We start from the raw sequence: 24,577 nt of genomic DNA, 5'->3' as shown, positions 1-24,577 counted from the left end.
TTTAAAATATTGATAATCAAGTATTTGTAAAAATATACGCAATTTATCGTATGTTTTGCCTTAGTCTTATTGTTGAGATTTGTATCCGTATTAACCAATAAATTATTTCAACAATGAGAATTTTAAAAAGCTTCATGTTATTATTTATGTTGACTTCAATAATAACATTGACATCTTGTAAAAGTGATGATGATGGTGGCGATGGAGGAAACACACCCTCTGGAACCTTAACGGCTAGGGTAGATGGCACTAGTTTCCAATCTTTAGATATCTCATCTTCTGCAACAGTGGCAAATAATGGACAGACCCTAATCATTATAGCGTCTAGTAGTGACGCTAACGCATTTGCCATAACTATTGTGGGCTACTCTGGCCCCGGAACGTATCCTATTGGTGGTGGTGCAAATATTTTTAACAGTGCTTCTTACACAGAAACCAATGTAGATATCAATAATCCCCAAAACTCTACCTCCGAAATATGGCAAGCGCCTTACGATGACACGCAAGTTGGAGAAATTAATATCTCTGAAGAAACTGAAACCAAGGTTATAGGGACGTTTAATTTTACAGGCAAAAATGTAAACGGTGACCAGTCCACTAAAAATATAACCGATGGAGCTTTTGATTTGAATAAGCAAACCTCTTAAAAAGACTTAAGATGGAAAAGCGATTGATTATACCCAATATACTAACAATAGTTCTACTTTTCTTCTGTACGACATTGTTACTTGCACAAGACGTACCGGATGCTAATTACGGATTGGGAGCTAAGATTAATGACATGACAATCACCGAGGGTGGAACCCTTGTAGTTGCCACAAATGATGGACTGGTCGGGATAAAACCTGGACAAGAAGGTCTTCTATTCAACTTTACGGAGTATGGTCGTGTAAAGCCAGAAGAACTCAACTACATCCCTAATGCACCATATGTTATGGTGGGACAGACAGGGTTTGCCAATATGTCTTCAAAAAAAGCTGTTATCGACTATATGTCTGGTACAGTATTGTTTTCGACCGAATCCAAAGGATGGAAGAATATTTTTACATGCGATGTCATTATGCCCCAAAATAAATTGGTGGTAAGTGGTTTTCAAAAAGGTGGCGGTAAGGCAGAAAATGTAACACCTAAAGTGGCCGTTTATGACTTGGGCACCGGAAATGAAGATTATTCATTTTTCTTAATAAAACCAGGAAAGGTGACAATGAAGAATTGGTCGGTTACAGGTAGGCCAGCATTATTAAAGGACAAACTTTTAATACCGACAAGCCAAGGTGTTATAGCAAAAACAAAAACTGGTGAAACTTTATGGAAGAACGATGTTAAAAATGTTAATTGGATGACAAGTAACGCATCCGAAACTGATGTATATGGTTTTGCAGCAACAACCAATTTAAAGAATACCAAGATCTATAAGTTTAATGCCGATGGCTCTGAAGCTTGGCCAGATGAGCGCAAGGTAAAAGGAAGTGTCGTCAATTTTGAAATATTGCCTCAAGGACTCGCGGTTGTTAGTAACGTAACAGGAGGAAGTGGCGCATTTGCTGCTAAGTCAGAATCCAAGATTACCATGCTAAGTGCTTCAACAGGTGAGGATTTATGGGAGAAAGCACCTAAGACTAAAGGCTATGTTCAACATTTTTATATTATGGAAGATGGAATTTTGTTTGGCATTTATCAAGGAGGAATAAATAAAATTTCCTACGATGGTAAAACACTGTTTAAAAAACCGCTCAAAACAGGCGAAAACATTTTGACGATGGCATCGACACCTCAAGGTCTAATTTATATTACTTCAGGAGATGCAAACATCGTTAATCTGGAGACTGGAGAACAAGTTTGGTCTAAACCATTAAAATTCAAAAAGGCGGATGTCGTAAGCTCAGATTTTGACGAAAAGAATAACAGGTATTTGATTGCAGCAGATGAAAAAGTGTTTAGTATCGATGCCGTTAGTGGGACATCAGAAATACTAACTGAAGCAAATTTTGACGGTAAAGAAGATCCCACAAGTATAGAGGTAAGAGCTAATGGAATTTTATTGGCCTCGGACCAGAATATGATGTCTTTAGATTGGGACGGTAAAGCAAACTGGCACGAATATCATAGAGCACCGGGAAAAAGTGCCTTTGGTGCTATATTAGCAGGTGCCATGGCTGTGGCTTCAACTGCTATGGCGGCAAATGCTTCATTTAGAGCAGGTGCAAATAGAAATAGCTTAGGCCAGTATAATAGTCACGGTGCGCAGATGCAACGTGCAGCAAACATGTTCACTGAAATCGGAACAGCATCTTTTAATGAACTTGCTAAGCGCTTTAAAGCAACATCTGCAACTCAAGATGCCCAATTTGTATTAACGAAATTAGATAATGGTGTCGGTTTGGTAAAGTTAAGTAAGGATTCAGGAGCTATTGAAAAAGAAATAATACTCAAGGATAAAAAGCCTGTTTATAAAGTCGATGAATTTGGCGGGTATTTGTATTACAAGCCAAATGACAAGACGATATATGCTTACAACCTAAAGAAATAGTTTGATTAAGCGTGATTCTTTCATTAAATTACGCTTAATCTTATTAAATACCTTTTAATCGAAAAACAATTAGCCTACTCATAATTAGTTTTATATTACATATGCTATTAATCAATTTTTTAGAAAAAGTATCAGTTAGACCTTCTGAACTTAACAGGAGAGTTTATCTGATGCTTTTTTTATTAAGATCACTCAAAATCAAAGTATTAAGTTGTTCTTTTTTTTTCGTTTCGATTTTTGGATTTTCACAGAATCTAGATAGCCTTCTTACCGTGGCAAGGCAACAGCAAAATGATTCTATTAAAATAAGACTTTATAACAAGATTGCATTTGGTTATATTTTTAATGATACCGACAAAGCGAATGCTGTTATAAAAGAGGGAAAACAACTTGCCAAAAAAGCCAATTTTAATTTTGGATTAACAGAATTGGTAAATACTCATGGCATTTATATGGATGTTACAGGTAAATCTGATTCGGCGAGCTATTATTTTGAAAAAGCGCTGAAGATGAGTCGTGATTTTGGATTTGAGAATATTGAGTCCATGTGCATCAATAACCTTGGTATGCTCAATTGGAATAGAGGCAATTACAGCAAAGCTTTGGATTATTTTTTTGAATCCTTAAAAATGGATGAGAATGCCGATATGGAACGAGCTATGGAATCCTCATTAAACAATATTGGCCTCATTTACCAAGAGATGAACCTCAATGAAAAGGCTCTGGAATATCATAAAAAAGCATTGGACATACGTTTAAAGTATAATATGCAAAACGAACAAATCGCTTCTTATAATAATATTGGCATTAACCTTAAAAATTTAGGACGTTTAAATGAAGCTGTGGCAACATTTAATAAAGGCATAATCTTGGCAAAAGAAAAGAATAACCATATAGATTATTACCGCTTGTTAGACAATCTGGCCCATACACATTATTTAAAAGGAGATATTGATTTGGCACTTACAATCTATCTCAAGGCATTAGAAAAACCAAAGGATTTTAATGCGGACGAAAAAGGGATGATCAGTTCTTACAACAATATTGCAGCTATTTACAATGAAAAAAATAACCCTAAAAAAGCACTTTTTTATATCGAGAAAGGATTTGATCTTGTTGAAAAGTATCCCGAAACAGAACTTAAGGCAGCCGATTTATATCTCACTAATGCCGAGACGCAATACATGATGAATGATTACGAAAAGGCGAGGGTATCAAAACAAAAGTTTATAAAGCTTAAGGATTCCATCTTTTCTAAGAGAAATGCTAAAGCCATTGCAGATTTGGAAATAAAATATGAAACAGAGAAAAAAGAAAAAGAAATTCTCATTCAACGTGCCGAGATTGCAGAACAAGACCTGATAATACAACAACGAAATTATCAAATCTTCGGGCTTATTGGCTTGGCAGTTGTTCTTGGATTATTAGGTTATTTAATATATAACCAACAAGAACTAAAGAATAGGCAGCTAAAGAAAGAGAATGAGTTAAAAGGGGCATTGCTTAAAATTGAAACACAGAACAAGTTGCAAGAACAACGGCTTAGAATTAGCAGAGATTTGCACGATAATATCGGCGCACAACTCACCTTTATTATTTCGTCTTTGGACAATTTAAAATATGCCTTTGATATTAAAGACAAAAAACTCAATAATAAACTTGCGACCATAAGTGAGTTTACTTCTGGTACTATCTATGAACTCAGGGATACCATATGGGCAATGAATAAAAGTGAAATCTCTTTTGAAGATTTACAAACGAGAATTTCAAATTATATTGACAAGGCACATCTATATGACGCAGATATTCAGTTTAGCTTTAATGTCAACGATAGTGTAGATGTATCTAAAACATTTTCTTCGGTAGAGGGAATGAATATTCATAGGATCATTCAGGAAGCCATACACAATAGTTTGAAATATGCTGAAGCTTCAAAAATAAAAGTAAATGTTTCTAAAGAGGTCTCTAATTATGTTTTTAGGATTTCTGACGACGGAAAAGGTTTTGATTTAAATAAAACCAAACGAGGCAACGGATTATCAAACATGGAAAAAAGAGCTTCGGAAATTAATGGCGGCCTAAAAATAAAATCAGAACCAAACAAAGGTACTATCATAGAATTAAGTGTGTAATAGCATAAGGGAATAGTAATACTGTAATTAAAGATGAAGACAAAAATTGCCATAGTAGATGATAATATGTTTTTAATTAAGGCTGTTGAAGAGAAACTGTCCTTTTTTGAAGATTTACAAGTACGATTCACAGCTATGAACGGTATCGATGTTTTGGAGAAACTCGAAGAGAATCATAACATTGATTTAATACTAATGGATATTGAGATGCCTGTGATGAATGGTATTGACGCAACAGAGAAGGTGAAGCAAAAGTATCCCCATGTTAAGATTATAATGTTAACCGTGTTTGACAATGACGAAAATATTTTTAATGCTATAAAAGCTGGAGCTGATGGTTATTTATTAAAAGAGATTGATGCCGGAGCTTTGCATTCGGGTATTTTAGAAACCTTAAATGGAGGTGCGGCTATGAATCCATCTATTGCCTTAAAGACATTAAAATTACTTCGCAATCCATTTATGGAGACTAAAGAAAAAGAAGAAATTAAGCTTACCAGTAGAGAAATAGATGTTTTAGAACAACTTAGTAAGGGGCTAAGCTATAATGCTGTTGCAGAAAATCTAATTTTATCTACGGGTACTATTAGGAAGCATATAGAACATATATATCGTAAGCTTCAAGTTCATAATAAGCTAGAAGCTGTTGAAAAAGCGAAGCGCAATAATATTATTTAGAAGTTATCCGCACACTATCTGGAACTAAAACCGTGTAGTCGCCATTATTTCTAATAACATCACGAACTATGGATGAAGCAATGTAAGATGTTTTAGCGGCAGTTAATAGAAAGACCGTTTCAATTTTTGAAAGTCTTCTATTGGTATGGGCAATAGCTTTTTCAAATTCAAAGTCAGCCGGATTTCTAAGACCTCTTAGAATAAATTTAGCTTGGACTTCTTTGCAGTAATCCACAGTGAGTCCACTATAGGTGGTGACTTTTACTTTAGGTTCATCCTTAAATGCCTCTTCGATAAACCTCTTTCTTTCCTCCAAAGAAAACATATATTTTTTGTCGGCATTAATACCAATGGCAACAATAACTTCATCAAATAACTTAACACCACGTTTTATAATGTCGTAGTGTCCATTGGTAATTGGATCAAAAGACCCTGGAAATATGGCACGTTTCATGTCTACTTTTCGTAAGAAAGGTTTAATTATAAGTCAAAGATAATAATTCAAAAATCGTCAATCTAAAATCGTCATTTTTTTATGGCTTCTTCAATAGCATTATCAAATAAGTCTTCCATGCTAATTCCCGCTTCAGTGGCTTGCTGAGGTAAAATACTCTCTTTGGTCAAACCTGGTACTGTATTCATTTCCAAAAGATAGGGCTCATCATCTTTAAATATGAATTCACTTCTCGAAAATCCAGTCATGCTTAAGATATCGTAAATCTGTTTAGCCACTTTTCTGGTTTTTTCTTCGTAATCTTTTGAAATCCTAGCGGGAGTTATCTCTTGGGATTTACCTTCATATTTTGCAGCATAATCAAAAAAATCATTTTCGGATACAATCTCTGTAATAGGTAAAACCGTTGTTTTTCCTTTATACGATATCACGCCAACCGACACTTCTACACCATCCAAAAATTGCTCAATGATAATTTCATTATCCTCCTTAAATGAGCTTTCAATAGCTGCTTTTAAATCCTCTTTTTTATAGACCTTAGAGATGCCAAAACTGCTTCCGGCTTTATTGGCCTTAACAAAACAAGGTAAGCCAACTTTATTTACAATGACGTCTTCATCAATAAGATCACCAAGATTTAAATAGTAGCTTTCGGCCATTTTAATACCATAAGGTTTAAGCGTAGCCAATAAATCACGCTTATTAAAAGTTAAAGCCGCTTGATACATGTTGCAACTTGTTTGCGGTATATCCAATAACTCAAAATAAGCTTGCATGTAGCCGTCTTCACCAGGAGAACCATGTATGGCATTAAAAACACAATTAAAAGTGATTTTGGTATCGTTTACACGGATGGAAAAATCATTTTTGTCTACAGGAAATTCCTCATTGTCATCATTAACATATACCCATTTACTTTTAAAAATATGAATACGATAAACATTATATTTTTCTTTATTCAATGTGTCGTATACGACATTACCGCTCTTAAGCGAAATTTCATACTCGCTTGAGTAGCCTCCCATAATGATGGCTATGTTTTTTTTCATTTATACTGAACTTATTTCAGTATCTACACGCTATCTAGGCATAGACATAGTTAATAAATAGTGTAATGTAAAAGTATCATTTATTTTGAACAATCTAAATCTAGTGATGTATACGTATATTAATTTTATAGCGTTAGATTATTTATTAGATTTGTCGACAAGTAAGCAGCCTATGAGTTTAGTTAAGTTTTTGACAAGCAAAGTGTTTTTAAAACAACTGGCATTGGCTATTGTGGCTGTTGTGGTGCTAAGTTTTTTTATACTAAAGTGGTTAAATGTAACGACTAATCACGGCGAATTCGTTACGGTTCCGGATTTAAAGGGTAAATCTTTGGAGACTGTAAAAATAGAATTAGACGATAAGGATTTGGTGATGGAAATTCAGGATTCTGCCAATTTTAATCCTAAATATCCCAAGTACTCTGTTATTGAGCAAAATCCAATTGCTGGTGCTCAGGTTAAAGAAAACCGAAAGATTTATTTAATTCTTAATCCATCTGGCTATCGCAAAGTTGAGGTGCCCAATATTTTAAAACGAACTTTTAGACAAGCTAAGCCACAGCTTCAGGCTTTAGAATTTAAAATAGGCAAAATCACTTACATCAATAATATTGGCAAAGATGTGGTTTTGGGCATGAAACACGAAGGCGAGACCTTACAACCTGGAACATTATTGCCATTGACCTCTACAATAGATTTAGTTCTTGGCAACGGAAATCGTTAGTGCTATGGCTGATACTATTGATATTTCTGAAGAAGATGAGCTTTATGAGCATTATGCTTTTAAAGTAGAGAAAGGTCAGCAACCCTTAAGAATAGATAAATATTTAATGAATTTTGTTGAAAATGCTACACGAAACAAAATTCAGCAAGCTGCAAAAGACGGTAGTATTTTTGTCAATGGAGAGTCAGTAAAGTCCAATTACAAGGTAAAGCCCAACGACCATATAACGGTTAAGTTTGAACATCCACCACACGAATATTTATTGGTTGCCGAAGATATTCCCATTGATATTGTTTATGAAGATGATGAACTTTTAGTGGTTAATAAATCAGCGGGTATGGTTGTGCATCCTGGTCATGGCAACTATTCTGGAACCTTAATTAACGGTCTCATTTTTCATTTTGAAAATTTACCTAATAATTCTAGTGAAAGACCAGGTCTGGTACATCGTATCGATAAAGATACCAGTGGTTTATTGGTAGTCGCTAAAACCGAAAAGGCCATGGCGCATCTATCGAATCAGTTTGCCGAAAAGACCAGTGAACGCGAATATGTAGCATTGGTTTGGGGTAATATTGATAATGAAGAAGGAACTATAGAAGGTAATATTGGCCGCCATCCGAAGAATAGATTACAGAACACAGTTTATGAAGGTGATGAGGCTTACAAAGGAAAACCTGCTGTAACACACTATAAAGTCTTAGAACGTTTGGGATATGTCACTTTAGTAAGTTGTAAGCTTGAGACTGGCCGTACACATCAAATACGTGTACATATGAAATATATTGGACATACCTTATTTAACGATGAGCGTTATGGCGGTGAGAAGATTTTAAAAGGAACTACATTTACAAAGTATAAGCAGTTTGTTGAAAATTGCTTTAAAATATTGCCACGCCAAGCATTGCATGCTAAAACCTTGGGCTTTGAGCATCCAACAACAGGTAAATGGTTAAGTTTTTCTACAGAAATTCCTGAAGATATGCAGCAATGTATTGAAAAATGGAGAAGCTATGCCAAGCATCAGACTTAATTGCTCCTAAAGCAGTAATTCCTGAGAAGAAATTATTAATGGATTTATGTTATGCTGAATTTATTTCTGCATCTCAACTTCTCAGTGTTTTAGTATAGACATTCATTATACAACTATCAAGATTAGTTGTTGGCTATACTTGAAACTGTTCCATTTACATCGTATTTTTGCCTAAAATTAGAATGTTGTTAAACCTTAAATGAGATCCCTGTTTTCACAGGGGATAGACTATGAAACTCGTATTATCGCCAGCTAAATCCTTAAATTTTGAAAGCCAATTACCCACGGCGAAAACGACTGAAGGTTGTTTTTTAGCTGAGGCTCAACGTTTAAATAAGTTACTGAAAAAAAAGTCTGCCAAAAGTTTGTCTAAGTTGATGAATATTTCTGATAATCTCGGGCAACTCAATTATGAGCGCAATCAAGAATGGGAATTGCCATTTACTTCAGAGAATGCAAGACAGGCTTTGTATGCCTTTAGCGGTGATGTGTATAGAGGTCTTGATGCTTACACAATAGATGTTGATAAGTTGGATAAAGTTCAGGATACAGTGCGAATCATTTCGGGTCTATATGGTATTTTGAAACCATTAGATTTAATTCAACCTTACCGATTGGAAATGGGTACCCGAATGCCAGTAGGTAGAAACAAAAACCTTTATGAATTTTGGAGGAAAAAAGTGACCCAAGCTTTAAATGACGAATTAGACGATGATGAATTATTCTTAAACTTAGCAAGTAACGAATATTTTAAGGCGATAGATGCTAAAGCTTTAAAAGTGCCAGTTATTACAGCCAATTTTAAGGATTTAAAAAATGGCCAATATAAAACCATAATGACCTTTGCCAAATTGGCAAGAGGTTACATGACACGTTATATTATAGATACTGATGCGAAAACTCTAGATGATATTAAAAGCTTCAATTATGAAAGTTATGGGTTTAGCGAAAGTCTATCTTCTGAAAAAGAGTTGGTTTTTGTGAGATAGTTGTTATCTTTAAAACGTTAACCACTCTTTCATGTTTCGCTACTACTTAATACTTTTTATTCAAGGGTATTGTCTCTATCATATTTACAAAAATCGTAAACCCTATTACTGGTATTTTGTTGTTTTTTTTATTCCCGTTGTTGGTCCAATAATTTATTTTGTTACCAATATTTATAACAAAAGAGATGCGGAAAAAATTCAAAGTGAATTTACTTCTATCATAAATCCAACAAAGAAGATTAGAGATTTAGAAAGAGCATTGGAGTTTTCAGATTCGTATACCAATAGAATTGCGCTTGCTGATGCTCATGTCGAAAATGGCGATATGCCAAATGCTATCGAAAATTATAAGCACACCCTTAATGATTCGGACCAGAACGACTTATATGCTAGACAGCAATTGGTGTTGTGTTATTTTCAGCTTCAGGATTATGAAGCCGTTATAGGGGAAGCTGAAAAAATTGCTGCTAAATCAGAATTTACAGGTTCTAAACAACAATTTTGCTATGGTTTAGCGTTAAAGGAATTAGGAAAACTAGAGGATGCTGAAACACAGTTGAAGCAGATTGATAGACCTTATTCAAATTATGATGAACGTTTGGAGCTCGCTAAGTTTTATCTTGAGAATGACAGAACTATAGAGGGAAAAGAGTTACTAGAAGAAATTTCTTCAGAGTCCCAGTACATGACAAAACCTAACAGACGTCTCTACAGATTGACCATAATTGAAGTTGAGCGTTTATTGAAATCATTGTAATGTTTTTCCATAAACACCCTTACGAACCATTTATTCAACGAGATACCGAAAAGCTCATTGTTGGTACATTGCCGCCCCCCAGATTTTCTACGGGTCAACTTTTAGAAAAGGACGTAGATTTCTGTTATGGTAGCTATTATAATTCCTTGTGGCTGTTTATAGATAAAATCTACAACCTCAATTTGCGTTATGATAATTCCGAAGAAGCTGTAGAAGAGCGAAAACGGTTTTTAATTGATCATAAAATTGGAGTTTGTGATATAGTGCAAAGTGCCGAACGCGAGAAGATCGATGCTTCGGATTTAGGTATGAAAAACATCAGATTAAGGGATGTCGTGGGCTATTTAAAACAATACCCAAGTATAAAAACTATTTTGTTTACAGGAGGGAACAGTAAAAATGGACCAGAATACTTTTTCAGAAAGCATCTAAGAGATTATAAATTAAAGTTGGAATTAGTGAATAACGAAGTACCCAGAATTCATCAGTTCCACCTTCCTGTCATTACAAGTAGAACGAGGCAATCTAACAATAGGGTTCCTCAATCGCAAGGCTCATTTCGGAATGACATCAGGACTATAAAGACTGTGTCTCTGATTTCAGGTTCTGGTGCTGCCAATATCTCTATAAGCAGATTACCACTTTACAGGCAACTAAAAGCCAAAAATCCAGATTTTAATACCTTTGATTTTAGGGTCTTGCAGTATAGAGAGTTTATCTAGGCCTTTGGTAATACCTTGCTCTTCTTCTTATCAATATAATGCCTTAAAACACCGCCTTTTACATTATTAACGTCGAATTCTATTATAAAAGCTTTTTCATCTATTTCATTGATAATACGATGCATTTTTTTCATATCGATACGATTTATAATTGTATGGATAATATCGAAATCTTCATGCTTTCCAGAGTTTCCAACACCTCGTGTGCCTTTGTAAAGGGTCATGCCAACGCCTAAATCGTTCATTATGGCCTCTTCGATCTGCATATATTTTTTTGAAACTATAGTAACACCAATAAAATCTTCAAAACCTTCAATAGTTAAATCGGTGACCTTGGCTGTAACAATATAGGCCAAAATAGAGTAGAGCGCCACCTCAGTAGAAATCACCCAAGCTGTAATGCCAAATAGTATAATATTGAAGATAAGTATAACTTGACCAATACTTACACCAAATTGATCGTTAATATAAACACCCAAAATTTCCGATCCGTCCAAAACAGAACCATTTCGTATGGCTATACCAATGCCAGCACCCAAAAATAAACCACCAAAAATCGCAATAAGGAGTTTGTCATTGGTTATGGTTTCAAAATTCTCATAGTGAATAAATAATGCCAATCCTAAAATACTAATTATGGATTTTATGACGATGCGTCTAGAAACGGTGTAGAACCCTAAAATTAAAAACGGAACACTAAAAATAAGCAGTAAATACGATAGTTTTATATCAACAAATGTTCTAACCAGAAGCGCAATTCCGGTAACGCCACCATCTAAGAATCCATTTGGTAATAGAAAGGCCTTTAATCCAATACTAGCCAGTACAATGCCCAAGAATATTTGACCGTATTCCGAAAAAAGCGCATAAGTTTTTGAGTACTTCAAGAGTTGGTTTTGTTTTGATTATAAGATACAAAACCAAAATTGAATGTATGTTATTAAATGAAAAAAATCCCCTAGTTATTCTAGAGGACTTTTTATTTAATCTTCTTTTTTGTTTCTGCGATGCTTGCGTTTCATTCGATGCTTTTCTGTCTCTTCAACAAACGCTTTGTATTCTGCCATATCTATAGTGCCATTGCCGTCAGCATCCATCATTTTAAAACGTTTTTCTATCCGCTCTTCTTTAGATAATTCCTTTTTGGAGGTAAATTCCTCTAAGGATACTGTTCCGTTAGCATCGGTATCCAATTCCTTAAAACGCTCATCAATAATTTCGGTACTAACATCTCTTCTCTGAAGCTTTTCTTTGAATTCTTCCAAGGACAGTTCTCCATCTGCATTGGCATCTAGCTTTTGAAATGTTTTTTCAGGATTTGCGCTTCTCTTTCCACGTCTTTCTTGGGCATCGACAAATGTTACAGTACATAATACAGCGATACATAAACTAATTTTTAATGTTTTTAAAATCATAATCTTTTTGTGTTTTTAATTAATGAACACTACTAAGACTCAGATATTAAAAAAAGGTTTAATCTTTAGGGCTTCTTTTATGATAAAATTAACGAAGTTGCCGTAAGCCTTCGTAAACAATAATGCTAACTGCATTAGCGAGATTTAGACTTCTAATATGTTCGCTAAACATGGGGATTTTGAAGAGTTTTTCTTGATGTTTTTCAATGAGTGGTTTTGGTAATCCTACAGATTCCCTGCCAAAAATAAGGAACATATTATCAGAATAGTTGATGTCCCAATGCGATCGTTTGCCATGACTTGATAGAAAAATCATATCGGCGTTACTATTACTTGAGAAGAACTCCTCTGAAGAATCATAATAAATGACTTCTAAATGTTGCCAATAATCTAGTCCTGCACGTTTTAAGCGTTTGTCGTCAATTTCAAAACCAAATGGCTTCACCAAATGCAATCGAGAGCCAGTGGCTAATGCCAATCTGCCGATGTTACCTGTATTATTAGGGATTTCGGGTTCTATAAGTACGATGTTAAGCGGCATATGATTTGTTATTCCTGTATAGGCCGGAATCTATTTTAATTCAAGATTTTTTTTACGAAGCCATCAATATTTTTAATACCATCATTGGTCACATGCTTTATAAAGGCACTTCCTATAATGGCACCTTTTGCATGCGTAGTCGCTTGTGTAAATGTATCATTATTAGAAATACCGAAACCAACGATTTGCGGATTCTTAAGATTCATATCGGCAATACGTTTAAAGTAGCTTGTTTGCTCATCACCAAAGCCACTTTTTGCACCCGTTGTACTTGCAGAACTTACCATATAGATAAAGCCTGTGGAAATAGAATCGATATAACGAATGCGCTCATCTGAGGTTTGAGGTGTAATTAAAAATACATTGATGAGACCATATTTTTCAAAAGTAGATTTGTAGTACGCGTCGTAAACATCCACAGGTAAATCAGGAAGAATAAGACCATCAATACCAATATCTTGACACTTTTTACAAAAAGCTTCTACACCATATTGCAACACTGGGTTAAAATAACCCATAATGATCAATGGAATAGAAACAGACGATCTTATATTACTAATTTGTTCGAATAACTTTTCGGTAGTCATTCCGTTTTTAAGTGCAGACGTAGAGCTAGCTTGTATGGTTGGGCCATCTGCCAATGGATCACTAAAAGGTAATCCTATTTCTATCATATCCACACCACTTTTTTCTAAATCTTGTATAATGTCTGCAGTGTCATCTAAGCTCGGATAACCAGCGGTAAAATATATGGATAAGAGCTTTTTGTTTTCTTGTAGTTTTTGATTTATTCTGTTTGTCATTTAAGATTTGTGTTTGTCATTCCTGCGTAGGCAGGAATCTAAATTTTATATATTCCAATCTTTAGATAAATCCGTCCAGTTTGAATTATTGTTTTCAATTAAATTTATTTTCCATTCTCGTTTCCATTTTTTCATATTCTTTTCTCTTTTTATAGCATCATTAACATATTGATAAGTTTCAAAATAAACAAGTTGAGTCAGATTGTACTTTTTTGTGAAACCTTCGACTAATTTATTCTTATGCTCAAACATTCGTCTTTCCAAATCGTTTGTTACTCCAATATACAATGTACCATTCTTTTTATTGGTTAGCATGTAAAGATAATATTGATGAATAGCTTTAAACATTTTTGTAGATTCCTGCCTGCGCAGGAATGACAATAATTAAAGCTTAAAATAATCAATATAATTCTGTAAATCCTTATCGCCTCTTCCAGACAAGCTAATCACTACAATATCATCGGGTTTAAAGGTTTTATGTTCGAAAATGGCCAAAGCATGACTCGTTTCTATTGCGGGGATTATACCTTCCAATTGGGCCAACTCTAGGCCAGCAGTCATGGCTTCATCATCAGTAGCTGAGTAAAACTCACCACGTCCAGATTTATATAAATGGGAGTGGAGTGGGCCAACACCAGGATAGTCTAATCCAGCCGAAATGGAGTAGGGCTCGGTAATTTGTCCATCTGAAGTTTGCATCAGTAAAGTCTTGCAGCCATGAATTATGCCTTCTTTTCCTAACACGGAGGTTGCGGCACTTTCGCCAGAATGAATACCTTTGCCAGCAGCTTCTACAGCAATAATGCCAACGTCTTCGTTATCTAAAAAATGATAGTACGTTCCAGAGGCATTACTTCCGCCACCAATACAAGCTACCACATAATCAGGATGTTCCCGACCTTCTTTTTCTTTTAATTGCCATTTGATTTCTTCGGAAATCACTGATTGAAATCGTGTTACCATATCTGGATAAGGATGTGGCCCAATCGCAGAACCGATAATATAATGCGTATCCACGGGATTATTAATCCAATCCCTGATGGCTTCGTTTGTGGCATCTTTAAGCGTTCTACTTCCTGACAATGCTGGTCTAACTTCAGCACCTAGCATCTTCATGCGAGCTACATTTGGTGCTTGGCGCGCAATGTCTATCTCACCCATGTAGACTACACATTCAATACCCATTAGAGCACAAACCGTAGCTGTGGCAACACCGTGTTGTCCTGCTCCAGTTTCTGCAATGATTCTATTTTTACCAAGACGTTTTGCCATTAAAATTTGCCCGATAGTATTGTTGACTTTATGGGCACCTGTATGGTTGAGGTCTTCGCGCTTTAGATATACTTTAGTATTATATTTTTCGGAAAGACGTTTAGCGTAATATAAGGGTGATGGTCTACCTACATAGTCTTTAAGGAGTTGGTGAAACTCTTCTTGAAATGACGGTTCTGCCATAATCTTTAAATAATTTTGACGTAATTCCTCAACGTTTGGATAAAGCATTTCCGGTATAAATGCACCACCAAACTCGCCATAATAGCCTTTTTCGTTAATGTTGTATGTCTCTTTCATAGTTGTTTGTCATTTCGACATGAGCGAAGCGATTAAGAAATCTCATTCATAGGTTCAACGAAGCCAAATCTCGTGATGAGATGTCTCACATGCGTTCGACATGACATATTACTTTTTTAAATTTTTCTAATTCATCAATGTTTTTTAATCCTGGTTCAATTTCAAACTTACTGTTGACGTCAATGGCATGGCAATATTTAGATTCCTGCCTACTCAGGAATGACAAAACACCGTCAATCTCACTTAATCCTATACCACCACTTAAAAAATAGGGTTTGGTGGACGGATAATCTTTTAATGTATCCCAATTAAAGGTATAGCCATTTCCGCCTGGTAATTGTCCTTTGGTATCAAATAAAAAGTAATCTACCACGTCTTCATATGGCTTTAATACACTAAAATCAAATTCGTCTCTTATAGAAAATACTTTGATGATTTCGATTGATGGGTCATTGCGAGGCTTTTTTGAAAAGTCGCGGCAATCTTTTTCTTTGATAGAGATTGCTTCGTCGCTATGCTTCTCGTAATGACGTTTTAATTCAGTACAAAAGTTAGGCGATTCATGGCCATGGAGTTGGACAGCATCCAATTGGTGTTTTTCAATATAATTGACGATTACTTCCACTTTTTCGTCTACAAAAACGCCGACTTTTTTTGTATCTCTTGGTATTTCAGGAATATCTCCTTCAAAGTTTCTCGGTGATTTATCATAAAATATAAAGCCTAAATAGCCTGGTCGCAATTTTGCAACTACAGCAGTATTGTATTTCATTCCGCAAATCTTTAGCTTCATAAATTATTATTTCGACATGAACAAAGCGATTGAGGCATCTATAGTTACAGCGAGGCTAAATCTCATTATGGGATGTCTCACATTCGTTCGATATGACGTTATTCATTTAATTCGTTTATAAACTTTTTAGCGCTTATTCCTGGGTTGTCGGTTTTCATAAAGTTTTCACCAATCAGAAATCCTTTGTAACCATATGGCCGTAATTCTTTGATTGCGTTCACAGAACTAATGCCACTTTCGGAGACCTTTACAAAATCGTTGGGAATCTGTTCGCTTAGTTGTTTACTTGTCTCTAGACTGACCTCGAATGTTTTTAAGTTTCTGTTGTTTACGCCTAGCATATCTAATGAAGGCATTACAGATTTTTGTAACTCTTCGTCATTATGAACTTCTAGTAAAACATCGAGCTCTAAGCTTTTTGCCAATTCTGAAAATGCTTTAATTTCATCTCTACTCAAAATAGCAGCAATCAGTAAAATAACATCTGCTCCATAGGCTTTGGCTTCAATGATTTGATAAGGGTTAATAATGAACTCTTTTCGTAATAAAGGTAATTGAGAGCTGGCTCGAGCTAATAGCAAATCGTCCAAGGATCCACCAAAATATTTACCATCCGTTAAAACAGACATGCCACATACTCCTGCACTTTCATAACCTTTGGCTACATCTTGAACATTTAAGCTTTGGTTGATTACCGATTTAGAAGGTGATCGTCTCTTGTGTTCAGCTATAATTCCTGAGGTACTATTTTTTAGTGCATGGGATAGCGAATACGTTTCTCTATCGAACAGTACCGATGCTTCCAATTGCTTCACCGGAATTATTGATTGTCTTAAATCAACTTCTTTTCGTTTATCTGCTACTATGTTATCTAAAATATTTTTCATTTTTATGTCCGTTCATTTTGTCTTGATACAAAACGAACCAAAAAATCAAATCAAAATTAGGAAATTGCTAAAGCACCATTCGCTTTCGGAATTTCATGCTTAAAGCTTTGCTTTGCACTTCCATTCCTTTACTCATTATTTCTGAATTTTGATGTTTTCCGACGATGTCGGAATTTATACTACTTTAATTACTTAACTGAATTAATTTCTTTAAACTTTCTTTAGCTTTTCCACTTAGAAGCGATTCTCTGGCTAATTCAAATCCTTCTTTGTGCGAAATTTGTTTTACTGTTGCTATAGCTAAACCTGCATTGGCACAAACCACGTTATTATGAGCATCGGTACCATTGCCGTTAATTATTTTAGTAAAGAGTCGCGCAGCTTGTTGTACCGAGTTACCGCCAAAAATTTCTGATTGTTCAATTTGATGGACTCCTAAATCCTGAGGTGCAAATAAAACTTCGGATGTGTTGGAAATAACCTTGGTCTTGCCTGTTAGTGAAATTTCATCATAACCATCTAAAGCATGGACTACTGCATAGTTTTTATCCGTTTCTTGATAGAGATAACCGTATAATCGCAATAATTCGAGATTAAAAACACCAACCATTTGATTTTTTGGAAATGATGGATTTACCATGGGACCTAACATATTGAAAAAGGTTTTTACACCCAGTTCTCTTCTAATAGGCGCAACGTTTTTCATTGCTGGATGAAACAAAGGGGCGTGTAAAACACAAATTCCTGCCTCGTCAATACTACGTTTAAGGAAATCGATATCATTTGAGAATTTTATGCCTAGCTCTTCCATAACATTTGAAGAACCACATGCTGAAGACACTCCATAATTGCCATGCTTGGTGACTTTAATGCCTGCGCCAGCGGTAACAAAAGAGGATAAGGTTGAAATATTAAACGTGTCTTTGCCGTCACCTCCTGTACCACATAAATCTATGGTGTTATAGCCTTCTAAATCTACTGGAATACAAAGCTCTAAAAGCGCGTCCCTAAAGCCACGAAGTTCTTCGATGGTGATACTACGCATCATATAAACCGTTAAAAAAGAGGCTATTTGACTTTGGTTGTATGCACCATTGGAAATGTTTACCAAAACATTTTTTGCTTCTTCACTCGAGATACTTTCTTGATTAATCAATCTATTTAATAATTCTTTCATAGCTATGAGTTCATCCAGTTTTTAAGAATTGTTTTTCCATCTGGAGTCAATACAGACTCTGGATGGAACTGGACACCTTTTACATCGTAAACTTTGTGTCTAAGAGACATAATCTGACCATTAGTGTCATATGAAGTGGCTTCGAGGCTGTTAGGTAAATCTTTACTCACCACCCAAGAATGGTAGCGACCAACTTCAAAGGTCTTATCGAGTCCGTTAAAAAGAGATTCGTCATCAACAGAAAGTGTCACATTTGTAGCTACACCATGATATACATGTTCTAAATTTTGTATAGAACCGCCAAATACTTCGCCAATAGCCTGTTGTCCTAAACATACACCTAGTATACTTTTGGTGGAAGCATACGTAGCGATGATGTCTTTTAGAAGTCCAGCTTCATCTGGTATTCCAGGGCCTGGCGATAAGACGATTTTGTTAAAAGCTTTAACTTCTTCTATGGTCAGTTTATCATTTCTTTTTACGGTAACATCACAATCCAGATCTTCTAAATAATGCACCAGATTATAGGTGAAACTGTCGTAATTATCTATGACCAATACTTTTTTCATATTAAATATCTTTAGCTAATTCTATGGCTTTTGTTAAGGCTCCAAGTTTATTGTAAACTTCTTGCAATTCACTTTGAGGATTGGACTTAGCCACAAGTCCAGCACCTGCTTGCCAAAATAATTTGTGGTTCTTGCTCAAAAAGGTTCTAATCATTATGGCATGGTTAAAATTACCTTCAAAGTCCATAAAGCCTATGGCTCCACCGTAAAAACCTCTACTGGTTTTTTCATACTTTTCAATAAGCTGCATGGCCATATGTTTTGGCGCACCACTTAAAGTACCAGCGGGGAAGGTATCCGCAACGACTTGCATAGTGTCTGTATCTTTATTTTTTAGTCCTGTTACTTTGCTTACTAAATGTATCACATGCGAAAAAAACTGTACTTCACGGTAGTTTTCTACCGTAACGCTGCTACCATGTCTGCTTAAATCGTTTCGGGCTAAATCCACCAACATCACATGTTCGCTATTTTCTTTGTCGTCATTAATTAATTCTTCCGCAAGTTCTGCGTCTTTTAGATCGTTACCAGTACGTTTAAAAGTCCCCGCTATAGGGTGGATCTCTGCTTTGCCATCTTTTACGATTAACTGAGCCTCGGGTGAACTGCCAAAAATTTTGAAGTTTCCATAATCAAAATAAAACAAATAAGGTGATGGGTTAATACTTCTTAAGGCACGGTACACATTAAACTCGTCACCACTGAATTGTTGTGAGAATTGTTTAGATAAAACCAATTGAAATACATCGCCTCTGGCACAATGTTTCTTTGCAAGTTCTACATGCTGTTTGTATTCTTCGTCAGTGAGATTAGATGCTATATCTCCTTCGTCATTAAAATTGTAAGATGCATATTGTCTTGTCTGAATTAATTGGTGAATCTCATCGATGTTATTTTCCGTATCAAAACAGTGGGCAAAAATATAAGCTTCATTTTTAAAATGGTTAATGGCAATGATGTTTTGGTAAATGGCGTAATAGATATCCGGTATATCTATGGCATTTTCTTTTTTAGAAATGTCAATATCTTCAAAATACTTAACGGCATCATAAGCTGTGTAACCAAAAATACCATTATTGATAAACTTAAATTCTTTATTGGAATCGACCTTGAAACGTTGTGTAAACTTGTGGATTTCATCTACGACACCTACAGTATTGACAAAGTTGTTTTTAGAACTTCCATCTGGATAAGATTGAGAAATGATTCCGTTGTTTACTTGTATTGAAGCTATGGGATTACAACATATATATGAAAAACTATTATCATTAGCGTGATAGTCGCTACTCTCAAGTAATATGCTGTTAGGAAATTTATCCCTGATTTTAAGGTAGATACTAACAGGCGTAATTGTATCGGCCAATATTTTTTTGTAATGGGTATAAAGACTAAATGTTTTCATGATATGCTGAATTTATTTCAGTATCTTTTGATTTGTACATTTTATTTTTAAATATTATGTGATTCTGAAACCATACTCAGACTTGGCTGAGTAAAGCAGTTCAGAACAATGAAAAAGGCTTGTCGTGAATGACAAGCCTTTTTCTATATTATACATATCAAGGTTTATTTCACGAACATGAGTTTGAGAAATTCCACCACCAAGTATGAGTTGTTTTTATTTTCATAATACTGGTCAAATATAGAAATGATAATTTTTAAATTCAAACAAATCATTTAATTTTTTGTTAATTATTAAATCGACTGTAAATGGATTAATAACTTTATAGCATGAAGCGATTACTTCTCATATTTTTTATTGGTGTATTATCTTGCAAAAACGATGCTTCTAAGGTTGTTAATGATTTTTCCACAACGGCGAGTAAAGAAGCAGTTGTTTTAGATCCACAATCTAAGATAGATTTAAAAGTTTATGACTACGATGGTTTAGAGCCATTAATCAACAAAACCGACAACAAAGTTCATGTGGTAAATTTTTGGGCAACTTGGTGTGCACCATGTATAAAGGAATTACCTTATTTTGAAGAAGTTAATCAGAAATATAAGGATAAAAATGTTGAAGTCTTACTGGTAAGCTTGGATTTTCCAAGACAATATGATTCTAAACTCAAACCATTTATTGAAAAAAACGATATACAATCTGAAGTAGTAGCGCTCGATGATACAGATATGAACCGATGGGTGGCACTAGTAAATGAAAACTGGACAGGCGCCATACCAGCAACAATTATATATAATAACAAGAAGCGACAATTCTATGAGAGGTCGTTTACCCAGAAAGAGTTAGAAACCGAATTAGAACAATTTATAAATTAATAGACTTATGAAGACTTTAAAATTATTTGCAGTATTGGTAGTTGCAGTTATGGTATCCGCTTTTACAATCAAAGCTGATGGCGGTGGTTATAAGATTGGAGATATCGCTACAGACTTTAATCTAGAAAATATTGACGGTAAAATGGTATCGCTTTCCGATTATAAGGATGCCAAAGGTTTTATTGTGATTTTTACATGCAATACATGTCCATATGCTGTAGCTTATGAAGATAGAATAGAAGCGTTAAACAAAAAGTATGCTAAAAAAGGATATCCTGTAATTGGTATAATGCCAAACGATACGGATATAAAGCCTGGTGATAATATGGAATCGATGCAAGCTAGAGCTAAGGCTAAAGGGTTTACGTTTCCATATTTAATGGATAAAGGTCAAGAAATCTATCCAAAATATGGGGCTACCAAAACACCCCATGTATACGTGTTAGAAAAAACAAAAAAAGGTAACGTAGTTAAATATATCGGAGCTATTGATGATAACTATAAAGATGCTAAAGACGTAAAAATAAAATATGTCGAAAATGCAGTAGATGCCTTACTCAAAGGTAATAGCATAGAAGTTGATCAAACAAGGGCAATAGGATGCTCTATAAAGACTAAATCATAAAGAGAAGTCTGTAATAAAGAAATTATGTTAAATATTGAATCCGAAGTGTAACACTTCGGGTTTTTTTTCGTCTATTTCATAAGGAAATGTTAATTTTGTTCAATAAAAATGCTATAATAAGTGGATTTATTACAAAATGATTGGACAAAACAATTACAGGAAGACAATAATTCTGTTGTTTTGGATGTTAGAACTCAAGAAGAAGTAGATTTAGGTATTATACCTGAATCTATTCATATAGATATCTATAAAGGTCAAGGTTTTATTGAAGAGGTTAATCAACTTGATAAAACCAAAAACTATTATGTGTATTGTAAGGCTGGTGGACGAAGCGCACAAGCTTGTGCTGTTATGAATCAGTTAGGCTTTGAAAACACTTATAATTTAATAGGTGGTTTTAGTGAATGGCAAGGTGAGGTTGCTTTTAAGGAATAAACAATAAATTGAAATGAGAAAAATATTTGTTATCAGCTGCTTTTTATTGGCAGTAGGTTTTGCAACAAGTTGTATTGATGGTAAAATGGATAAGGCTGAGGTTAAACTTGTTACAGCAGAAGAAATGCAGTCTATTCTCGAAATGGAAGATGTTCAGTTAGTAGATGTACGCTCTGAAAAAGAATATGAACAAGAACATATTGTAAACTCCCAAAATATAGATTTCAGCTCACCAACATTCGATGAAGATATTGCTAAGCTAGACAAAGGAAAGCCAGTGATTTTGTATTGTAAAGGAGGTACTAGAAGTGCAAAGTGTGCAAAAAAGCTTAAAGACGCAGGTTTTGAAAAAGTATACGATCTCGAAGGAGGTATCTCTAAGTGGCGGCATTCCGATAAAATAAAGATCGAAGTAAAATCTTAAAATAGATACTGAACAAAAGTTCAGTTTTTTCTTTCACAATACTTTGTTTTTAATTCATCAGGTTTTTATAAATTAGACGACCCTTAAGAAATAATAAAGCCGCAACACTTACATTTGCGCCATAATGTTTTTATATGATAATTAAAAGAACACTTCTTTTTTGCCTTTTGGCAATCTGTTTTTCGTTCAATTTTTACGCCCAAATCCTTGAACCTGTTAAATGGGAATCTGAAGTTGAAAAGATTTCAGATACTGATTTCAACCTTCTTTTTAAAGCCAAAATTGATAAAGGTTGGTACATTTATTCACAAAAAAGACAATCTGAAGATGGTTTTGCACCAGAAACATATTTCGAGTTTAAAAATCCAGATAGCAACTATAGTCTTGAAGGTCCAACATCCGAACCCAATGTTGAACCGGTTTTTGATAAGATTTTTGGGGAAAATGTAAAAAAGTTTAAAGACCAAGCCATATTTAAACAGAGAGTTTCTCTCACAAACCCAAACTTAAAGCAAATTGAAGTTTTTGTTGAATACCAAACTTGTGATGACTCAAAATGTATACCTGCCGATTTTACCTTTAATCTGTCGTTAGATGGTTCTGTCATAGAAGAGAAAGCCATAGAAATAGACGAAAGAAGTAAGCAACTTTCTGAGGCCTTAAACCTAAAAGTTACGGGCTGGGATAAGTACGAAAAGCAAAATGTAGAGGAAAAGAGTAATTTTTCTATCTTTCTTCTAGGCTTTTTGGGAGGCTTTATCGCTCTATTGACACCGTGTGTTTTTCCGATGATTCCATTAACCGTCTCATTTTTTACTAAAAGCTCAGGCAATGGCGGAAAAGGTTTGTTTAATTCAATTTTGTATGGATTCTTTATCTTCTTAATTTATGCACTTCTAAGTATTCCTTTTCATTTATTGGATTCTTTAGACCCAGGAATTCTAAATAACATTTCAACCAACGTAACACTCAATGTTATATTCTTTATCATCTTTATTGTTTTCGCCTTCTCATTTTTTGGGTATTACGAATTAACACTGCCCCAATCCTGGAGTGCAGCTATGGATAATCGCGCAAATAAAATAGGTGGTTTTATTGGTGTATTTTTTATGGCATTGACACTGGCAATCGTTTCCTTTTCTTGTACCGGACCTATATTGGGAACTTTGTTGGGTAGTTCGTTAACAGCAGATGGTGGTGCTATGCAACTCTCCATGGGAATGAGTGGATTTGGTCTAGCCTTGGCTTTACCGTTTACTTTATTTGCTATGTTCCCTAAGTGGCTTAATTCACTACCTAAATCTGGTGGTTGGTTAAATACCGTAAAGGTTGTTTTGGGCTTTATTGAACTGGCATTGGCGCTTAAGTTTTTGTCTAATGCAGATTTAGTTGAGCATTGGGGACTTTTAAAGCGAGAAGTATTCATAGGGCTATGGATTCTAATAGGTATAGGTTTGGCGTTATACTTATTTGGTAAAATTAAGTTCCCTCATGATGGTCCTTTGCAGAAACTTGGCAAGGGCAGACTTACCACAGGAATTCTTGTAGTGGCTTTTGTTATTTATTTAATTCCAGGATTAACAAATACCAAATGGGCTAACCTAAAATTGCTCAGTGGCTTTCCTCCTCCAATGTTTTACAGCTTGTATGATAAGGCTTCAGAATGTCCTTTAGGCCTTAACTGCCATAAAGATTTAGCTCAGGGAGTCGCAGCGGCAAGGAAAGAGAACAAACCGATCTTATTGGATTTTACAGGTTGGGCTTGTGTTAATTGTAGAAAAATGGAAGAACAGGTGTGGAGTAAATCTGAAGTTTATGATATACTAAAACAACAGTATGTTATAATTTCACTTTATGTAGATGACAGAAAAGAGTTACCAAAAGAAGAACAATTTAATTATTTAAGAACAAACGGTACAGTAAAGACTATTGAAAGCATTGGCGATAAATGGACGGCTTTACAAACAGCGAATTTCGAAGATAACTCCCAA

At 34.9% G+C, this 24,577-nt stretch carries 27 protein-coding genes; 14 read left to right on the top strand and 13 right to left on the bottom strand.

The window, feature by feature from the left end; all coding sequences use genetic code 11:
• The first annotated feature begins 113 nt into the window (after positions 1-113).
• The 4 genes from Q0972_RS16960 to Q0972_RS16945 all read left to right on the top strand — a co-directional run bounded on the left by Q0972_RS16960 (position 114) and on the right by Q0972_RS16945 (position 5,340).
• Complete coding sequence (locus tag Q0972_RS16960; RefSeq protein WP_299368244.1) at positions 114-647, top strand: DUF6252 family protein; 534 nt, start codon at positions 114-116, stop codon at positions 645-647.
• Positions 648-658: 11 nt separating this feature from the next.
• Positions 659-2,530 (top strand): PQQ-binding-like beta-propeller repeat protein, encoded by a 1,872-nt coding sequence (locus Q0972_RS16955; RefSeq protein ID WP_299368241.1) that lies wholly within the window; start codon positions 659-661, stop codon positions 2,528-2,530.
• Positions 2,531-2,802: 272 nt separating this feature from the next.
• Complete coding sequence (locus tag Q0972_RS16950) at positions 2,803-4,662, top strand: tetratricopeptide repeat protein (RefSeq protein ID WP_299368238.1); 1,860 nt, start codon at positions 2,803-2,805, stop codon at positions 4,660-4,662.
• A gap of 33 nt (positions 4,663-4,695) precedes the next feature.
• The gene (locus Q0972_RS16945; RefSeq protein ID WP_299368236.1) at positions 4,696-5,340 is read left to right on the top strand and encodes a response regulator transcription factor; all 645 of its coding nucleotides are present in this window, start codon (positions 4,696-4,698) and stop codon (positions 5,338-5,340) included.
• On the opposite strand, the gene coaD is transcribed toward Q0972_RS16945, so the two are convergent.
• Both coaD and Q0972_RS16935 read right to left on the bottom strand, forming a co-directional pair.
• The gene (coaD, locus tag Q0972_RS16940; RefSeq protein ID WP_299368233.1) at positions 5,333-5,794 is read right to left on the bottom strand and encodes a pantetheine-phosphate adenylyltransferase; all 462 of its coding nucleotides are present in this window, start codon (positions 5,792-5,794) and stop codon (positions 5,333-5,335) included. The genes Q0972_RS16945 and coaD overlap by 8 nt on opposite strands.
• A 71-nt stretch (positions 5,795-5,865) precedes the next feature.
• Positions 5,866-6,843, bottom strand: a complete 978-nt coding sequence (locus Q0972_RS16935; protein WP_299368230.1) for a D-alanine--D-alanine ligase — start codon at positions 6,841-6,843, stop codon at positions 5,866-5,868.
• Positions 6,844-6,949: 106 nt separating this feature from the next.
• Between Q0972_RS16935 and Q0972_RS16930 the strand changes: the two genes are divergently transcribed.
• The 5 genes from Q0972_RS16930 to Q0972_RS16910 all read left to right on the top strand — a co-directional run bounded on the left by Q0972_RS16930 (position 6,950) and on the right by Q0972_RS16910 (position 11,068).
• Positions 6,950-7,567, top strand: coding sequence for a PASTA domain-containing protein (locus Q0972_RS16930; RefSeq protein WP_367182413.1), 618 nt, complete (start codon positions 6,950-6,952; stop codon positions 7,565-7,567).
• 4 nt (positions 7,568-7,571) lie between these two features.
• Positions 7,572-8,600, top strand: coding sequence for an RluA family pseudouridine synthase (locus Q0972_RS16925; RefSeq protein ID WP_299368227.1), 1,029 nt, complete (start codon positions 7,572-7,574; stop codon positions 8,598-8,600).
• Between the two features lie 230 nt (positions 8,601-8,830).
• Positions 8,831-9,589 (top strand): peroxide stress protein YaaA, encoded by a 759-nt coding sequence (gene yaaA / locus Q0972_RS16920; RefSeq protein WP_299368224.1) that lies wholly within the window; start codon positions 8,831-8,833, stop codon positions 9,587-9,589.
• 31 nt (positions 9,590-9,620) lie between these two features.
• On the top strand, positions 9,621-10,346 hold the full coding sequence (locus Q0972_RS16915; protein WP_299368222.1) for a hypothetical protein: 726 nt from the start codon (positions 9,621-9,623) through the stop codon (positions 10,344-10,346).
• Positions 10,346-11,068, top strand: coding sequence for a uracil-DNA glycosylase family protein (locus tag Q0972_RS16910; RefSeq protein WP_299368219.1), 723 nt, complete (start codon positions 10,346-10,348; stop codon positions 11,066-11,068). The genes Q0972_RS16915 and Q0972_RS16910 overlap by 1 nt, the downstream gene beginning before the upstream one ends.
• Here Q0972_RS16910 and Q0972_RS16905 read toward each other — a convergent pair.
• The 11 genes from Q0972_RS16905 to Q0972_RS16855 form a co-directional block, all read right to left on the bottom strand.
• On the bottom strand, positions 11,065-11,955 hold the full coding sequence (locus tag Q0972_RS16905; RefSeq protein WP_299368216.1) for a YitT family protein: 891 nt from the start codon (positions 11,953-11,955) through the stop codon (positions 11,065-11,067). The two genes, Q0972_RS16910 and Q0972_RS16905, sit on opposite strands and share 4 nt — an antisense overlap.
• A gap of 96 nt (positions 11,956-12,051) precedes the next feature.
• Positions 12,052-12,483 (bottom strand): EF-hand domain-containing protein, encoded by a 432-nt coding sequence (locus Q0972_RS16900; protein ID WP_299368214.1) that lies wholly within the window; start codon positions 12,481-12,483, stop codon positions 12,052-12,054.
• An 88-nt stretch (positions 12,484-12,571) separates the two neighbouring features.
• Complete coding sequence (locus Q0972_RS16895; protein ID WP_299368211.1) at positions 12,572-13,024, bottom strand: tRNA (cytidine(34)-2'-O)-methyltransferase; 453 nt, start codon at positions 13,022-13,024, stop codon at positions 12,572-12,574.
• A gap of 35 nt (positions 13,025-13,059) precedes the next feature.
• Complete coding sequence (gene trpA, locus Q0972_RS16890; RefSeq protein WP_299368208.1) at positions 13,060-13,827, bottom strand: tryptophan synthase subunit alpha; 768 nt, start codon at positions 13,825-13,827, stop codon at positions 13,060-13,062.
• 45 nt (positions 13,828-13,872) lie between these two features.
• Positions 13,873-14,175 (bottom strand): GIY-YIG nuclease family protein, encoded by a 303-nt coding sequence (locus Q0972_RS16885; RefSeq protein WP_299368290.1) that lies wholly within the window; start codon positions 14,173-14,175, stop codon positions 13,873-13,875.
• Between the two features lie 36 nt (positions 14,176-14,211).
• Positions 14,212-15,399, bottom strand: a complete 1,188-nt coding sequence (gene trpB, locus Q0972_RS16880) for a tryptophan synthase subunit beta (protein ID WP_299368205.1) — start codon at positions 15,397-15,399, stop codon at positions 14,212-14,214.
• A gap of 85 nt (positions 15,400-15,484) precedes the next feature.
• Complete coding sequence (locus tag Q0972_RS16875; RefSeq protein WP_299368202.1) at positions 15,485-16,192, bottom strand: phosphoribosylanthranilate isomerase; 708 nt, start codon at positions 16,190-16,192, stop codon at positions 15,485-15,487.
• A gap of 98 nt (positions 16,193-16,290) precedes the next feature.
• A complete protein-coding gene (gene trpC, locus Q0972_RS16870) occupies positions 16,291-17,079 on the bottom strand; it encodes an indole-3-glycerol phosphate synthase TrpC (protein ID WP_299368199.1) in 789 nt (262 codons plus the stop codon).
• A gap of 184 nt (positions 17,080-17,263) precedes the next feature.
• Positions 17,264-18,256: an anthranilate phosphoribosyltransferase gene (gene trpD / locus Q0972_RS16865; protein ID WP_299368197.1), complete on the bottom strand. Its 993-nt coding sequence runs from the start codon at positions 18,254-18,256 to the stop codon at positions 17,264-17,266.
• A gap of 2 nt (positions 18,257-18,258) precedes the next feature.
• Positions 18,259-18,825 carry an aminodeoxychorismate/anthranilate synthase component II gene (locus Q0972_RS16860; RefSeq protein ID WP_299368194.1) on the bottom strand — a complete coding sequence of 189 codons (567 nt, stop codon included), beginning with the start codon at positions 18,823-18,825 and terminating at the stop codon, positions 18,259-18,261.
• Position 18,826: 1 nt separating this feature from the next.
• Positions 18,827-20,227, bottom strand: a complete 1,401-nt coding sequence (locus Q0972_RS16855) for an anthranilate synthase component I family protein (RefSeq protein WP_299368191.1) — start codon at positions 20,225-20,227, stop codon at positions 18,827-18,829.
• A 329-nt stretch (positions 20,228-20,556) separates the two neighbouring features.
• Here Q0972_RS16855 and Q0972_RS16850 point away from each other — a divergent pair, with 329 nt between their 5' ends.
• From Q0972_RS16850 to Q0972_RS16830, 5 genes are all read left to right on the top strand, one after another.
• Complete coding sequence (locus Q0972_RS16850; protein WP_299368188.1) at positions 20,557-21,102, top strand: TlpA disulfide reductase family protein; 546 nt, start codon at positions 20,557-20,559, stop codon at positions 21,100-21,102.
• Positions 21,103-21,109: 7 nt separating this feature from the next.
• Positions 21,110-21,727, top strand: a complete 618-nt coding sequence (locus tag Q0972_RS16845) for a thioredoxin family protein (RefSeq protein ID WP_299368186.1) — start codon at positions 21,110-21,112, stop codon at positions 21,725-21,727.
• A 120-nt stretch (positions 21,728-21,847) separates the two neighbouring features.
• Positions 21,848-22,162 (top strand): rhodanese-like domain-containing protein, encoded by a 315-nt coding sequence (locus Q0972_RS16840; RefSeq protein ID WP_299368183.1) that lies wholly within the window; start codon positions 21,848-21,850, stop codon positions 22,160-22,162.
• Positions 22,163-22,175: 13 nt separating this feature from the next.
• On the top strand, positions 22,176-22,586 hold the full coding sequence (locus Q0972_RS16835) for a rhodanese-like domain-containing protein (RefSeq protein WP_299368180.1): 411 nt from the start codon (positions 22,176-22,178) through the stop codon (positions 22,584-22,586).
• Positions 22,587-22,720: 134 nt separating this feature from the next.
• Positions 22,721-24,577, top strand: a 1,857-nt coding sequence (locus Q0972_RS16830) for a cytochrome c biogenesis protein CcdA (RefSeq protein WP_299368177.1), incomplete at its 3' end; no start/stop codon positions are given.

Source organism: Winogradskyella sp. (assembly GCF_028282165.1).
Lineage (GTDB): Bacteria > Bacteroidota > Bacteroidia > Flavobacteriales > Flavobacteriaceae > Winogradskyella.
This window is presented reverse-complemented; position numbering and strand designations above follow the sequence as displayed.

Excerpts from the sequence above, each read along its gene's own strand:
- Q0972_RS16960 (WP_299368244.1), top strand. The coding sequence starts at position 114 with ATGAGAATTTTAAAAAGCTTCATGTTATTATTTATGTTGACTTCAATA.
- Q0972_RS16955 (WP_299368241.1), top strand. The coding sequence starts at position 659 with ATGGAAAAGCGATTGATTATACCCAATATACTAACAATAGTTCTACTT.
- Q0972_RS16945 (WP_299368236.1), top strand. The coding sequence starts at position 4,696 with ATGAAGACAAAAATTGCCATAGTAGATGATAATATGTTTTTAATTAAG.
- coaD (WP_299368233.1), bottom strand. The coding sequence starts at position 5,794 with ATGAAACGTGCCATATTTCCAGGGTCTTTTGATCCAATTACCAATGGA.
- Q0972_RS16935 (WP_299368230.1), bottom strand. The coding sequence starts at position 6,843 with ATGAAAAAAAACATAGCCATCATTATGGGAGGCTACTCAAGCGAGTAT.
- Q0972_RS16930 (WP_367182413.1), top strand. The coding sequence starts at position 6,950 with ATGTATACGTATATTAATTTTATAGCGTTAGATTATTTATTAGATTTG.
- Q0972_RS16925 (WP_299368227.1), top strand. The coding sequence starts at position 7,572 with ATGGCTGATACTATTGATATTTCTGAAGAAGATGAGCTTTATGAGCAT.
- yaaA (WP_299368224.1), top strand. The coding sequence starts at position 8,831 with ATGAAACTCGTATTATCGCCAGCTAAATCCTTAAATTTTGAAAGCCAA.
- Q0972_RS16915 (WP_299368222.1), top strand. The coding sequence starts at position 9,621 with ATGTTTCGCTACTACTTAATACTTTTTATTCAAGGGTATTGTCTCTAT.
- Q0972_RS16910 (WP_299368219.1), top strand. The coding sequence starts at position 10,346 with ATGTTTTTCCATAAACACCCTTACGAACCATTTATTCAACGAGATACC.
- Q0972_RS16900 (WP_299368214.1), bottom strand. The coding sequence starts at position 12,483 with ATGATTTTAAAAACATTAAAAATTAGTTTATGTATCGCTGTATTATGT.
- Q0972_RS16895 (WP_299368211.1), bottom strand. The coding sequence starts at position 13,024 with ATGCCGCTTAACATCGTACTTATAGAACCCGAAATCCCTAATAATACA.
- trpA (WP_299368208.1), bottom strand. The coding sequence starts at position 13,827 with ATGACAAACAGAATAAATCAAAAACTACAAGAAAACAAAAAGCTCTTA.
- Q0972_RS16885 (WP_299368290.1), bottom strand. The coding sequence starts at position 14,175 with ATGTTTAAAGCTATTCATCAATATTATCTTTACATGCTAACCAATAAA.
- trpB (WP_299368205.1), bottom strand. The coding sequence starts at position 15,399 with ATGAAAGAGACATACAACATTAACGAAAAAGGCTATTATGGCGAGTTT.
- Q0972_RS16875 (WP_299368202.1), bottom strand. The coding sequence starts at position 16,192 with ATGAAGCTAAAGATTTGCGGAATGAAATACAATACTGCTGTAGTTGCA.
- trpC (WP_299368199.1), bottom strand. The coding sequence starts at position 17,079 with ATGAAAAATATTTTAGATAACATAGTAGCAGATAAACGAAAAGAAGTT.
- trpD (WP_299368197.1), bottom strand. The coding sequence starts at position 18,256 with ATGAAAGAATTATTAAATAGATTGATTAATCAAGAAAGTATCTCGAGT.
- Q0972_RS16860 (WP_299368194.1), bottom strand. The coding sequence starts at position 18,825 with ATGAAAAAAGTATTGGTCATAGATAATTACGACAGTTTCACCTATAAT.
- Q0972_RS16855 (WP_299368191.1), bottom strand. The coding sequence starts at position 20,227 with ATGAAAACATTTAGTCTTTATACCCATTACAAAAAAATATTGGCCGAT.
- Q0972_RS16850 (WP_299368188.1), top strand. The coding sequence starts at position 20,557 with ATGAAGCGATTACTTCTCATATTTTTTATTGGTGTATTATCTTGCAAA.
- Q0972_RS16845 (WP_299368186.1), top strand. The coding sequence starts at position 21,110 with ATGAAGACTTTAAAATTATTTGCAGTATTGGTAGTTGCAGTTATGGTA.
- Q0972_RS16835 (WP_299368180.1), top strand. The coding sequence starts at position 22,176 with ATGAGAAAAATATTTGTTATCAGCTGCTTTTTATTGGCAGTAGGTTTT.